General features: G+C 71.7%; 11 protein-coding genes. 4 read left to right on the top strand and 7 right to left on the bottom strand.

The window, feature by feature from the left end:
* Positions 1-18: 18 nt before the first annotated feature.
* The 4 genes from fliF to ACX9MN_RS22490 form a co-directional block, all read right to left on the bottom strand.
* On the bottom strand, positions 19-1650 hold the full coding sequence (gene fliF, locus ACX9MN_RS22505; RefSeq protein ID WP_489725509.1) for a flagellar basal-body MS-ring/collar protein FliF: 1632 nt from the start codon (positions 1648-1650) through the stop codon (positions 19-21).
* Between the two features lie 369 nt (positions 1651-2019).
* Positions 2020-2295 (bottom strand): CtrA inhibitor SciP, encoded by a 276-nt coding sequence (gene sciP / locus ACX9MN_RS22500; protein WP_007569077.1) that lies wholly within the window; start codon positions 2293-2295, stop codon positions 2020-2022.
* A gap of 91 nt (positions 2296-2386) precedes the next feature.
* Positions 2387-3073 (bottom strand): flagellar hook assembly protein FlgD, encoded by a 687-nt coding sequence (locus ACX9MN_RS22495; RefSeq protein WP_020090831.1) that lies wholly within the window; start codon positions 3071-3073, stop codon positions 2387-2389.
* An 89-nt stretch (positions 3074-3162) separates the two neighbouring features.
* On the bottom strand, positions 3163-4719 hold the full coding sequence (locus tag ACX9MN_RS22490; protein WP_489725508.1) for a flagellar hook-length control protein FliK: 1557 nt from the start codon (positions 4717-4719) through the stop codon (positions 3163-3165).
* A 239-nt stretch (positions 4720-4958) separates the two neighbouring features.
* On the opposite strand from ACX9MN_RS22490, the gene mnmA reads away from it, so the two are divergent.
* The 4 genes from mnmA to ACX9MN_RS22470 all read left to right on the top strand — a co-directional run bounded on the left by mnmA (position 4959) and on the right by ACX9MN_RS22470 (position 9290).
* On the top strand, positions 4959-6113 hold the full coding sequence (gene mnmA / locus ACX9MN_RS22485) for a tRNA 2-thiouridine(34) synthase MnmA (protein ID WP_020090829.1): 1155 nt from the start codon (positions 4959-4961) through the stop codon (positions 6111-6113).
* A gap of 25 nt (positions 6114-6138) precedes the next feature.
* The gene (locus ACX9MN_RS22480) at positions 6139-6792 is read left to right on the top strand and encodes a class I SAM-dependent methyltransferase (protein WP_056531444.1); all 654 of its coding nucleotides are present in this window, start codon (positions 6139-6141) and stop codon (positions 6790-6792) included.
* Complete coding sequence (locus tag ACX9MN_RS22475) at positions 6789-7592, top strand: TVP38/TMEM64 family protein (RefSeq protein WP_020090827.1); 804 nt, start codon at positions 6789-6791, stop codon at positions 7590-7592. Before ACX9MN_RS22480 ends, ACX9MN_RS22475 begins: the two co-directional genes overlap by 4 nt.
* Positions 7593-7802: 210 nt before the next feature.
* Positions 7803-9290 carry an ATP-binding protein gene (locus ACX9MN_RS22470; RefSeq protein ID WP_489725507.1) on the top strand — a complete coding sequence of 496 codons (1488 nt, stop codon included), beginning with the start codon at positions 7803-7805 and terminating at the stop codon, positions 9288-9290.
* Positions 9291-9325: 35 nt separating this feature from the next.
* Here ACX9MN_RS22470 and bioB read toward each other — a convergent pair whose 3' ends face one another.
* The 3 genes from bioB to ACX9MN_RS22455 form a co-directional block, all read right to left on the bottom strand.
* Positions 9326-10339, bottom strand: a complete 1014-nt coding sequence (bioB, locus tag ACX9MN_RS22465; RefSeq protein ID WP_020090825.1) for a biotin synthase BioB — start codon at positions 10337-10339, stop codon at positions 9326-9328.
* Between the two features lie 31 nt (positions 10340-10370).
* Positions 10371-11486, bottom strand: a complete 1116-nt coding sequence (locus ACX9MN_RS22460; RefSeq protein WP_489725506.1) for a methyl-accepting chemotaxis protein — start codon at positions 11484-11486, stop codon at positions 10371-10373.
* Positions 11487-11714: 228 nt separating this feature from the next.
* A complete protein-coding gene (locus ACX9MN_RS22455) occupies positions 11715-12599 on the bottom strand; it encodes a fumarylacetoacetate hydrolase family protein (RefSeq protein WP_091979324.1) in 885 nt (294 codons plus the stop codon).
* Positions 12600-12873 lie beyond the last annotated feature (274 nt).

The raw sequence follows: 12873 nt of genomic DNA, 5'->3' as shown, positions 1-12873 counted from the left end.
CCCTCGACGCCCTACGCTTCACTCTTCCTGGATCCAGGTGCGCAGCACCTCGACGGTCTCGGACGGGCTCGCCCGGACCATGTCGACCACGCGCTGGACCGTCTCGGCCTGGACCTGGCCGTTGATCTTGGCGAACTCCATCAGCCGCGCGGTCGGGTTGTCGCGGTCGATGACCGTCACGGTCTGGCCCGGACCCGCGACCGCGGCGGCGTCGCCGGGGAGCGCCATTCCGGACGCCGTCAGGACCGGGGCATCCGGGACCGGCGCGAGCACTTGGCGCACCAGGGGGCGGACCACCGTGAGCAGGACGATGAGCGTCAGCAGCGCCAGGACGGCGAGCTCGGCCATGCGCAGCACGTCCTCCTTGGTGGGGGCGAGCAGCGACTGGATCAGCGTGGGCTCGGTGAATTGCGGCACGCTCGGCGCCTCCGCGAAGCGCAGGTTCACCACCTCGATCTGGTCGCCGCGGGACTTGTCGAAGCCGACGGCGCCGCGCACCAGCGCGGTGATCCTCTCGATCTCGGCGGGCGTGCGCGGGCTGTAAGTCTGCTTGCCGTCGGGGGCGGTGGCGTAGACGCCGTCGAGCACCACGGCGACCGACAGGCGCTTGATCCGGCCGCTCTCGGCGATCTCGGTCTTGGTGACCCGCGAGATCTCGTAGTTGGTGGTTTCCTCGTTCTTGTTGGTCGCGTCCTTGGGCGTCGGCGTCTTGTCGCCGCCATTGGCGCCGGGCAGCTCGTTGCCGACGCTGACCTGTCCCTCGGCATTGCCGGTGACCGCCGATTCGGTGCGGGTCTGGGCGGAGCGTACGACCCGGCTCTCGGGATCGAAGGTCTCGGAGCGGCTCTCGACCCGGTTGAGGTCGAGTTCCGCGTTGACCTGGACGCGGGCCCGGCCCGGGCCGACGATGCCGGCGACGACGTCCTCGATCTGGCCGCGCAGGCGCCGTTCGAGGCCGACCTGCCGGTCCTCGAACCCGCCGGCGACGTCGGCCGCGGCGTCCCGGGCGCCGTCGGCCAGAAGCCGGCCGCGCTCATCGACGATCGAGATCCGTTCGGGCTTGAGGCCCTCCACCGCGGAGGCCACGAGATGGCGGATCGCCCGGACCTGCCCGGCATCGAGATCGCCCATCAGCTTCAGCACGATCGCCGCGCTCGGGCTCTCCCGGTCCCGCTCGAACAGGCGGCGCTCCGGCAGCACGAGATGGACGCGGGCCGCCTGGACCCGCCCGATCGCCCGGATCGAGCGCGCCAGTTCGCCCTCCAGGGCGCGCAGGTGGTTCACGTTCTGAACGAAGTTGGTGGACGAGAACGCGTCGCCCTTGTCGAAGATCTCGTAGCCGACGCCGCCCTGGGTCGGCAGGCCCTTGCCGGCGAGGTCCATGCGCAGCTTGGCGAGGTCCGGGCGGGGGGCCAGGATCGTCTGCCCGGCATCGCCCCGCGTCTCGTAGCGGATGCCGCGGCTGTCCAGCTCCCGGACCACGGAGGCCGAGTCCTGCATCGACAGGTCGGAGAACAGCACGCCCATGTCGGGGCGCGAGACCCGCAGGATGATGAAGGCGAAGAATCCGATGAGCGTCAGCGTCACCGCCGCCATGGCGGCGATTCGGGCCGGTCCGAACTTCGTGACGAGATCGAGAACCGGCTTCACGGGAGGATTCGCTGCACTCTAACGCTGGCGGACCCCGGCGGCCCGCTCGGCAGAAATTGCCCAGGTCGTGGTTAGCGGGTCGTTAATGCGGGGGCGTCCCGCGGGCTCGGATGCGGGCGCCGGAACGACCGAAGCCGCGCCCGGGGTCCGGACGCGGCTTCGTGAGTCCTCGGATTCGACCGGGCCAGCCCCTCGGCGCCGTCTGAGGTCGTCGCTGCGGGCGGGTGGCCTTCGCGTCGGTCCGGGGCCGCGAAGCGGGTCCCTCGACCAGAGTCGCCGACGCGCCGGGTCCGGCATCCGCGGCCTCGATGAGACCCGGAAGCGCTGGCGGCGTCCCGGGATAGGGGCGCCCGGCACGGGCGCCGCGGATCAGTGACGGTAGTGCTGGATCCGGGTCGTCCGCAGGCCGGCGAGGCCGTGCTGGTCGATGGAGAATTGCCAGCTGAGGAATTCCTCTGTGGTCAGCGTGTAGCGCTTGCACGCCTCCTCCAGGCTGAGGAGACCGCCGCGCACCGCGGCCACGACCTCGGCCTTGCGCCGGATCACCCAGCGACGGGTGCTCGGGGGCGGAAGGTCCGCGATCGTCAGGGGGCTGCCGTCGGGCCCGATCACGTACTTCACTCTCGGGCGGCTCGGTTCGGTCATGATACGCTCTACACTCGACTGACCTGTCGAGCATTGAAGGTACTTGTGCCCGCTTAAGAGATGTTGAAGCGAGTCACTCGGATGTGATTCGTTAAGTGCCACTTGTGGACAACCCGATGGTCTGGACGCTGGACAGCGGCACGCGCTGCGAACCGATCACCAGCACCGGCGACGTTCCGCTGAGATCGACCTCGTCGACCGTGCCCGTGAGGCTCGTATCGACCGAAACGCTCGAGCCGGTGGCATCCGTGGCCGCCACCTTGATCGAGTAGTTCCCGTCGGGCGCGGTCAGGCCGGCCGAGGTCTTGCCGTTCCACGTGTAGGTCTGGCTGCCGGCATTGAGCGCGGTGGTCTGCGTGGCCACGACGTTGCTCTTCGAATCCAGGACCGTGATCACCGCCTTCGAGGCGGCCCGGGCCGGGTTCAGCGTCCAGGAGGCGGAGCCGCCGGACAGCTGCGAGGCGCTGCCGTCGGCCGACACGGTCTTCCCGATGTAGCTCGTGGCCGAGGCCGAGCTCGCCGATTGCGAGGCGCTCAGGATGCTGTCGAGGCGGTCGTTGGTCTTGAGCTGCTGCTCGACGCCGGCGAACTGCACCAGCTGCTGCGTGAACTGGTTGGTGTCCATCGGGTCGAGGGGGTTCTGGTTCTTGAGCTGCGTGGTCAGCAGCGTCAGGAACTGCGTGAAGTTGCTGGCGATCTCGGTGGCGTTGCCGCTGCTGCTCGTGGACGAGCCCGTCGTGTTCGTCGTGCTTGTCAGGCTCGATATACCGCTCGTCATGCTGATCTCTCCTGTGCCGCGTCCTGGCGCAGGGGCCGGATGCGCGTCGTGTCTGTGTGGGTCCGCGATGCGGGCGCCGCGCGTACCGCCTAGATCCTCATGTCGAGGCCGCCGTAGCCGCGCAGGACGCGGATCGGGGCGACCTCGTGCGGGGCTTCCCCCTGATCGCGCGACCAGCCCGTGCCGCCCCCGCGCGGGGAATCGCCCGGCTGACCGCCGCTGCCGCCGCTCTGGGCGCTTCCGTCGCCCCGCAGCGACAGGTTGATCCCGCCGGCCGAGGGATCGAAGCCGGCCTGGGTCAGCGCCTGCTGCAGCTGGCCGGCGTCGCGCTGGAGCAGCGCGAGGGTCTCGGGCCGGTCGACCACCAAGTGGGTCATGACGCGGCCGTGCGCCTTGTCGATCTCCAGCTTGACGTCGATGCGCCCGAGCTCGGCCGGGTCGAGCCGGATCTGGAACTCGTTGGATCCGCGCAGCGACCTCAGGCCGATGGTCATCGGCACTTGGCCGATCGGGATGGGTGGGTCGGTCTGGAGCGACGCGGTCTGCGTCGGCGCGGCGGTCTCCTGGGCGGCGCGCGTCGTGTCCACGGCCTGGCCGGATGTCGCGGGCGGCGCCGGACCACCCTGCGCCGCCGCGGGCAGCGTCTGAAGCGGACCTGCGCCCTGGCCAACGTCGGTCAGGGCGGTGAGGAAATCCTGGGCCGCCGCATCGGACGTCGCGGCCGCCGCGCCGCCGGCCGTCAGGCCGTCGACCGGGACGCTGCCCGGTTCGACTTTGCCGGGTTCGTGACCGGCGCCCGCCGATGCCGGAGCGGTCCCGGCGATGCTGTGGACGGTTCCGGCCGCGCGGCCGCCGCCCTGAGCGTTCGTGCCGGAAGGGCCCGCGGTTGCGCCGGTTCCGGAGAGAGCCGCCGAGCCGTCCTGCGCTGGCGCCGTGCCGCTACCCGCATCCGTCTCAGCCTCGGCCTCGGTCTTGACCGTCCCGGTCGCGCCGCCCCCCTCGGACAGCGCGGCGATGAGGGCCAGAAGGGAGGCGGACGGCCCCGAGGCCGCGGGTTGCGCGGGGGCCTCGGCCTTCTGCGGCGGCACCGCCGCGTCGGCCTCGGGGCCTGCGGTGCCGGCCGCCTCGGCGGCCGGATCCTGCCCGGCCGCGACGGCCTCGGAACCCTGCTGCGCGGCGGCTCCCGCCCGGCCGGTCTCGGCGGTGCGCGCCGCGCCCGCCTTCGGAGCCTCGGCGCGCGCGCCCGCGGCGGAGGGCGGTCCCTCGGCCCGCGCGGCCGAGGCCGGCGCATCCGCCGGCTTGGCGAGGCTGGCCCTCTTGTCCGCGACCCGGGCCTCGGTCTGAAGCGCCGCATCCCGGGCGCGGTCGCCGGCCAGCCGCGCGGCGTCGGCCTGATCGCGCAGGTCGGCCTGACGGGCGCGGGCCGAGGCGGCGACGTCGCGCTGATCGGCGGCGCGGGCCCGCGCCGTCGCGGCGTCGTCGCGGGCCTGGGCCGCGCTCAGGGCGGCGCCGAAGCGGTCCTGCGCGGAATTGCCGGCGCGGGCCGCCACGCCCGCGGCCTCCCAGCCCGAACGCTGCGCCTGCGCGTTCCGCGCGGACGGAATCCACGTGGTGACATCCAAACGATCCGCCGCGCCGCTCGCCATTCCGGACTCCTCTGGGCCGCACAGCAGCAAGGCGCGCGCCACCGTGCCGGCCGGATAAGTCTCTGAAAAATCTCGTTCTCTGCTTGCAGCACGTGGGTCGTACCTGATCGAAGCTGCCGCCCGCCCGGCAGGATCTGCCGAGTGTCCGATCTCGCTGCCCTGGAAAGCCGGGCGAAGTCCCGCTATAGACGGCCCGTGCAGCCAGGGAGCTTCCGGGCCGGCGGCTGCGGACCCTCGCGATGAACGCCCTCGATCTTCCCAAAGCCCCCCACGAGACGCGCGTCGTCGTCGCCATGTCGGGCGGCGTCGATTCCTCCGTGGTCGCGGGCCTGCTGAAGCGGCAGGGCTTCGACGTGGTCGGCGTCACGCTCCAGCTCTACGACCACGGCGCGGCGAGCCACCGCAAGGGCGCGTGCTGCGCCGGCCAGGACATCCACGACGCCCGGGCGGCGGCGGAGCATCTCGGCATCCCGCACTACGTCCTCGACTACGAGGATCGCTTCCGCGACGAAGTCATCGAGAAGTTCGCCGAGAGCTACCTCGCGGGCGAGACGCCGATCCCCTGTGTCGAGTGCAACCGCACGGTGAAGTTCCGCGACCTGCTGGGCCTCGCCCGCGACCTCGACGCCGACGCGCTCGCCACCGGCCACTACGTGGCCAGCCGGGCGCTCCCGGGCGGCGGCCGCGCGCTCCACCGCGCCCTCGATCCCGCCCGCGACCAGAGCTACTTCCTCTACGCGACCACGGCGGAGCAGCTGGACTTCCTGCGCTTCCCCCTGGGCGAGATGGAGAAGACCGAGACACGCGCGCTCGCGAAGGATCTCGGCCTGTCGCTCGCCGAGAAGCCGGACAGCCAGGACATCTGCTTCGTACCGCAGGGCCGCTACAGCGACGTGATCGCGCGTCTGCGCCCCGACGCGGCGCGGCCCGGCGAGATCGTCGACCTCGCCGGCCACGTTCTCGGCCGGCACGACGGGATCGTGCATTACACGGTGGGCCAGCGGAAGGGCCTGGGCCTGTCCGGGCCCGAGCCGCTCTACGTCGTGCGGCTGGAGCCGGACTCGGCCCGCGTTGTGGTCGGGCCGCGCACGGCGCTGGCCACGACCCGGATCCGCCTCTCGGACCTCAACTGGCTCGGCGAGGGGCCGGTGGCGGCCGTGCGCGACCTGCCGGTGGCGGTCCGCGTGCGCTCGACCCGTCCGCCGCGCCCGGCGACGCTGACGGTCGGGCCGGACGGCGCGGCCGAGGTCGTGCTCGCCGAGCCCGAGGACGGCGTGTCGCCGGGCCAAGCCTGCGCGATCTACGCGGATGACGGCCCCCGGGCCCGGGTCCTGGGCGGCGGCACCATCCGGCGTGTCGACGCGTTGTCGGCCCGGCCCCGCGAGGCCGCCTGATCTCAACCTCTGGAACCTTCGAACGATGCTGAGCGAGCCGCAGATGGCCGGGCCGAGCACGGCCCTGATGCGCAAGGCCTATGCCCGCTGGGCCCCCGTCTACGACGTGGTCTACGACAAGCTCACCGAGCCCGCGGCCCGCGCCGCCGTCGAGGCGGCGGCCGAGCACGGGCCTCGGATCTTGGAGGCCGGCGTCGGCACCGGGCTGGCGCTGGGCTACTACCCGAAGGCGAGCTTCGTCTGCGGCGTCGACCTGTCCGAGGACATGCTCAAGCGCGCCCGCGCCAAGGTCCGGCGCCGGAACTTGGCCCACGTGAAGGGCCTCCAAGTGATGGACGTCTGCCACCTCGGCTACGCCGACGCGAGCTTCGACGCCGTCGTGGCCCAGTTCCTGATCACCCTGGTGCCCGACCCCGAGGCCGCGATGTCGGAGTTCCTGCGGGTGGTTCGCCCGGGCGGCGGCATCGTCCTCGCCAACCATTTCGGCCAGAGCGACGGCCCTCTGGCCCGGGTCGAGGAAGTCGTGGCGCCGCTCTGCACGAAGATCGGTTGGTCGTCGGACTTCAAGGCGACGCGGATCGAGGCCTGGGCGCGGCGCAACGGCGTCGAGGTCCTGGGATTGAAGCCGACCTTCCCGGGCGGGTTCTTCAAGATCCTGCGGATGCGCAAGCCCGGGTGAGCGAGACCGGCAACGCCCCCGTCGCCGAAGGCCGCGTCGAGAACCGCGAGGGGCGCTGGAAGCGCCTGCGGCGCTGGCTCCCGCTGGCGCTGCTCCTGACGGTGTCGGCGGTGGTCCTGGTCTCGGGAGCCGCGCAACTCCTCAGCCTCGACCGCCTGCTCGCGTCCCGCCTCTGGCTGCGCGGCTTCGTCGAGGCCGGGTATCTCCGCGCGCTGGTCGCGGCCTACTGCCTCTATGTCGGGGCCGTCGTCGTGTCGGTACCGGCCACGCTGATCCTCACGATGGTCTGCGGCTTCCTGTTCGGCATCGTGCCGGGGGCGCTCACCGCGGTCTGTGCGGCCACGACCGGGGCGGCCATCGTTTTCGCGATCGGCCGCGGGCCCGGCGCCGACCTGCTGCGGCGCATGGGCGGCACGCGCCTCGCCGGGCTGGCCGAGGGCTTCCGGCGCGACGCCTTCGGCTACATCGCGGTGCTCCGCCTCCTGCCGCTGTTCCCGTTCTGGGTGACCAACCTCGCGCCCGCCGCCTTCGGGGTGAAGATGCGGGTCTTCGTGCTCGCGACGTTCCTGGGGCTGCTGCCGGGCGCGGTCGTGTACGCCACCACGGGCGCGGGCATCGAGGACGTCGTCGCCGCCCACGAGGCCGCCAGGGCCGCCTGCCTCGCGACGGGGGCGGGCGGCTGCGACCAGGCCCTGACCCTGCGCGCCCTGGTCACGCCCAAGATGGTTGCAGGTCTCGCGATGTTGGCCGTCTTCGCCCTGGTCAGCATGCTGCTGAGCCGCCGCGCCCGACGCGGCTGAGATGCGCCGCCGAGACGCGCGATCCGCCACCGGCTGTGTTTTTCGGTGTCTGAGGGCGCGTGCAACCGCTTGGAGGGGGATATCGTATAGTGCTCGCCGCCGGGAGCCTGTATTCCCGCCTGCGAATCTGTGGCTTGCGAACATGTATCCCGCGAAGGCCGAACCCGGCTCGAGCTTTCTCAATCCTCTCTCCGCCGATCCTCATCCGCGATGCCGGCGCGGAGCGTGACCGGCGTGTCCCTCGAGTCCCATCAGGCCGAGGCACCGGCGACGCCGGCGCCCGCACCGGCCCGCGACGTCCCCGAGCGGCGCACCGCGCGCCTCGGCCTGTCCGGGCGCCTGTTCCTCGTCACCGTCGCGTTCGTGGTGGTGGCCGAGGTGCTGACCTACGTGCCGGCGGTGGCCAATTACCGGATCGAATGGATGTCCGACCGCTTGGCGGCCGCGCAAGTCGCCGCTCTGGTACTCGACGGGCGGACCGGCGAGCCGGTCTCCGAGCCGCTCGAGAGCCGGCTCCTGGCCGGCGTGAACGCCCGCGCCATCGCCGTCCGCGGCGGCGGCGCCCAGCGTCTGCTCGCCATCGAGCCCATGCCCGAGCAGGTCGCCGACACCGTCGACCTGCGCGACGTCACGGCCCTGTCGGCGATCCGGGGTGCGTGGCGCACCCTCGTGGCGCCGGTCCACGAGCCGATCCGCGTGGTCGGGGAGGGCGGCATCGGCTTCGACCGGGTCGAGATCCTGCTCGATGAGGCGCCGCTGCGCACCGCCATGATCGACTACGCGCTGCGCCTGCTGGTCTCCTCGCTGATCATCGCGGCGGCCGCCGCCGGTCTCGTCTTCGTGGTGCTGCAGGTGCTGATCGTGCGCCCCGTGCGGCGGCTCGCCACCAGCATCACGGCCTTCGCGGACGATCCGGAGGATGCCGGGCGGATCATCGCGCCGTCCCGCCGCAGCGACGAGATCGGCCAGGCCGAGCGGGCACTCGGGCGGATGCAGCGCAGCCTCGCCGACCAGCTCCGGCAGAAGCGGCGACTCGCCGAACTGGGCTTGGCGGTCAGCAAGATCAGCCACGAACTGCGCAACCTGCTGACCGGCGCGCAGCTCCTGGGCGACCGCCTGGAGGGGACCGAGGATCCGACCGTGCAGCGCGTGGCCCCCCGCCTCGTCGGGACGCTGGCCCGCGCGATCCGCTTCTGCGAGGCGACCCTCGCCTACGGGCGGGTCTCCGAGCGGGCGCCGCTCCTCACCAGCACGCCGCTGGCACCGGTCTTCGCGGAACTTCCGGACCTCGCCGCGCTGGCGGCGCATCCGGTCAGCGTCCAGGTCGCGGCGGGCGATCTCTCCGTGCAGGCCGATCCGGAGCAGCTCGGGCGGGCGCTGGCCAACCTCGTGCGCAATGCCGTGCAGGCGCTGGACGGGGCGGCCGTGCCGGAGGCCGCCGTGAGCGTGGTCGCCGTCCGCGCGGCACCGGGCCGGGTCACGATCCTGGTCGCCGATAACGGTCCCGGTCTCCCGGCGCGCGCGCGGGAGAACCTGTTCGCGCCGTTCCAGGGGTCCATGCGGTCCGGCGGTACGGGCCTCGGGCTGCCGATCGCCGCCGAGCTGATCGGGATCAACGGCGGCACCCTCACCCTCGACGATTGCGAGGCCGAGGGGCTGAGCGGCGCGCGCTTCCGGATCGTGCTGCCGGAGGGCTGACGGGACCGGACCCGCGAGACGGTGCCCCGTTGCCGCTACTCGGCCGCGGCCCGGACGGGCTCCCCGACCCGGATGCCGAGATCGGCCAGCAGCGCCGCGTCGTCGTCCTGCCCGTTATTGGCGGTGGTGAGCAGCCGCTCGCCGTAGAAGATCGAGTTGGCGCCGGCGAGGAAGCACAGCACCTGGGCCTCGCGGGTGAGGCTCTTGCGGCCGGCGCTGAGCCGCACGCGGGAGCGCGGCATCACGATCCGCGCCGTAGCGCACATGCGCACCAGATCGAACGGGTCGACCGCCGGCTGGTCCTCCAGCGGGGTGCCGGGCACCGCCACGAGGGCGTTGATCGGCACGCTTTCCGGATGGGGGGCGTGGTTGGACAGAACCTGGAGCATCGCGGCGCGGTCGGTGACACCTTCGCCCATCCCGACGATGCCGCCGCAGCACACGCCGATCCCGGCCTCGCGGACGTTCGCGAGGGTCTGCAGGCGCTCGTCGTAGGTGCGGGTGGAGATGATGTCCTCGTAGAAATCCGGCCCGGTATCGAGGTTGTGGTTGTAGGAGGTCAGCCCGGCCTCGGCGAGGCGTCCGGCCTGCGAGGGCGTGAGCATGCCGAGCGTCACGCAGGCCTCCATGCCGAGGCCGCGCACGCCGCGCACCATGGCGAGCACCGCGTCGAATTCCGGGCCGTCCTTCGGCTGGCGCCACGCGGCGCCCATGCAGAAGCGCTGGGCGCCGGCGGCCTTGGCGGCGGCCGCCTCGGCCAGCACCGTCTCCACGGGCATCAGCCGCTCGCGCGCGACGCCCGCGCCCTTGTGATGGGCCGATTGCGGGCAGTAGGCGCAATCCTCCGGGCAGCCGCCGGTCTTGATCGACAGGAGCGAGGCCCGCTGGATGTCGGCGGGATCGTTGTGCCGGCGGTGCACCTGCGCGGCCCGGAACACGAGGTCCATCAGCGGCAGGTCGTGGATCGCGCGGATCTCCGCCACGCTCCAGTCGTGGCGGATGTCGCCGAGGTCGGGCTGCTGGGAACCGGGGAGGGAAGTCGCGCTCATACGGTGTTTGAGCCGGATCGGCGGCCAGAAATCAAGCGGGCCTCGCGCCCGATCCTCCGACCGAGGGGTCGGTCTGGACGATCATGCCGTACCAGCCCAGCCCGCGATAGGTCTCGTATCCCGGTGTCCGATGGTACGCCGTGACCGTGCCCGACCGCGGATCCCACACGACTCCGCTCGTCTCGCCGTCCATCCGGCAGGAGACCCGCTCGGTCAGGAGGCCGACCTGATCCGAGGCGGCCAGCACCCGGCCGCCGGCATCGACCAGCAGTGCGCGGGTGCGCCCCCGATCTTCCGGCGCGACCCGGATCCCCGAAACGATGGCGTGGGCCTGCGGTGCCCAGTCGAAGTGGATCGCCAGGACGCCGAGCGGTGCGCCGGTCGCCTGACCGCCTTCACGCACGCTCGCCGCGTAGGTGGCGACCTGCGCGCCGCCCAGCGCATCCTCCTGCCGCACGTCGGCGCAGACGAAGGCGTCGCCGCTCTCCAGGGCGAGCGCCTCCCGGAACCACGCCTCCCCCGCGACGCTCCGGCCCTGCAGGCCGGGGTATCGATCGGCGCGGCCGGTCGCGAGGATGCGGCCGTCCAGGCCGCAGATCCAGAGATCGAGATAGACCGTGTAGGCCGAGAGGATGATGCCGAGGCGGTCGCCCGCGAAGGCCGCCGCGGCCGGGCCGGGATCGGCCGCGCAGGCGACGACGGCGGCGTCGGTCGCCCACCAGCGCACGTCGCAGGTCCGCTCGTAGAGGTTGCGATCGATCAGTTCGACCGCGCTGAGCGCGAGATCGACCAGGCGTTCTCCCTGGACGCGGCCCGCCATCGTCTCGACGGTGCGCTGCAGCTCGACGATGCGGCCGGACAGGTGAAGCTCCAGCTCGCCGGCGATGACGTCCACGGACTCGCCGAGGGCGCGCACTTCCTGGGCGACGACCGCGAAGCCGCGTCCCTCATCTCCGGCGCGCGCGGCCTCGATGAGCGCGTTGAGGGCGAGGATCTTGGTCTGCGCCGTGATCCGCCGGATCCGGCCGGTCTTCTCCTGCGCCGCCTGCTTGACGGCATCGGCCAGGATCTCGATCGACCTGAGGGTCGGCGGCTCGGACTCTAATCCGGAGGTCCGGTCATTTGGGAAATCAGTTTTCGCAGTCATGCCGGGCCCGATCGACGAGGCGGGCATTTTACAGCTATAATATAATACAGTCTTAACCGATCAAGGTCCGCGATATAACTTACAATACTAAAATAAATCCATAATTCAATCGAGAGTATATAAATCCCGTCGGTCGCGGGTGCCGGGCGCTCGCCAATATCGATGACGTTGCCTGGACGCGGGGCCGCCGCCCGGACGCGGGCGGCAGCCCGTCTGTCAGCCCGTCTTTCAGTGCGTCGGCTCGCCGGCCGAGACCTTGGCGGTCCAGTCGTCGAAGGCGATGACCTTCTGCCGCTGCTCGCCGAGCCGGTCGATGCGCAGGACCATCTCGTCCCCGGCCTTGAGGTAGCGCGGCGGCTTCATGCCGAGGCCGACACCCGGCGGCGTGCCGGTGGTGATCACGTCGCCCGGCTCCAGCAGCATGAAGTGCGACGCGTAGGCGACGAGTTGGGGAACGTCGAAGATCATCGTGGCTGTCGAGCCGGTCTGACGGCGCTCGCCGTTCACGTCGAGGCTCATGGCGAGGTTCTTCAGGTCCGGAATCTCGTCGAGGGTCACCAGCCATGGGCCGAGGGGGCCGAAGGTCGGCGCGCTCTTGCCCTTGGTCCAGGTCGGACCGCGGTTCATCTGCCACTCGCGCTCGGAGACGTCGTTGCAGATGCAGGCACCCGCCACGTAGCTCAGCGCCTCGTTGGCGTGGACGTAGCTGGCGCGCCGCCCGATCACCACGGCGAGCTCCACCTCCCAGTCGGTGCTGTGCGATCCCTTGGGGATGATGACCGTGTCGTTCGGCCCGCACAGGCTGGACGGAGCCTTGTTGAAGATGATCGGCTCCGCGGGGATCGGCGAGCCGGTCTCTTCGGCGTGGTCGGCGAAGTTCAGGCCGATGGCGACGACGTTCCGGGTGCCGCCGACGCAGGGGCCGAGCCGCACGTCCGGGGACAGCTTCGGCAGGGTCTCGGGATCCAGGGCGCGCAGCCGCGCCAGCGAGTCGGGCGCGAGGGCCGGCCCGGCGATGTCGCGCACGATGCCCGACAGGTCGCGCAGCCCCCCGCTGGCATCCACGAGGCCGGGCTTCTCGTCGCCGCTCGGGCCGTGCCGGAAGAGCTTCATGGCCGCACTCCTCATCCTTCCCTGAACCGGTCTGCGCCGGACGCCGGGACCATGGCCGGGCCTCGACCCGGGTGCAAGGCCGGCCGCGTCGGCGTGTCGGTCCGCCGGGTGTCGCCGCAGGGCAACAGGACGGCGGAAAAGTGCAGGGTCGGCGACGTTCGGATATATTGTTCCTGTCGCCATCTCGGTGTGACAGCTCGGATCAAGACTGAAAAATCTCGATCATCACGGGGTTTCGCTCGTGAAGGTGCCGTTTACCGCTCCTTATCTACTA

The sequence above is a fragment of the Methylobacterium sp. 1A genome (assembly GCF_058072805.1).
Note: the sequence above shows the minus strand (reverse complement) of the source record. Positions and strands in the feature narration are given on the sequence as shown.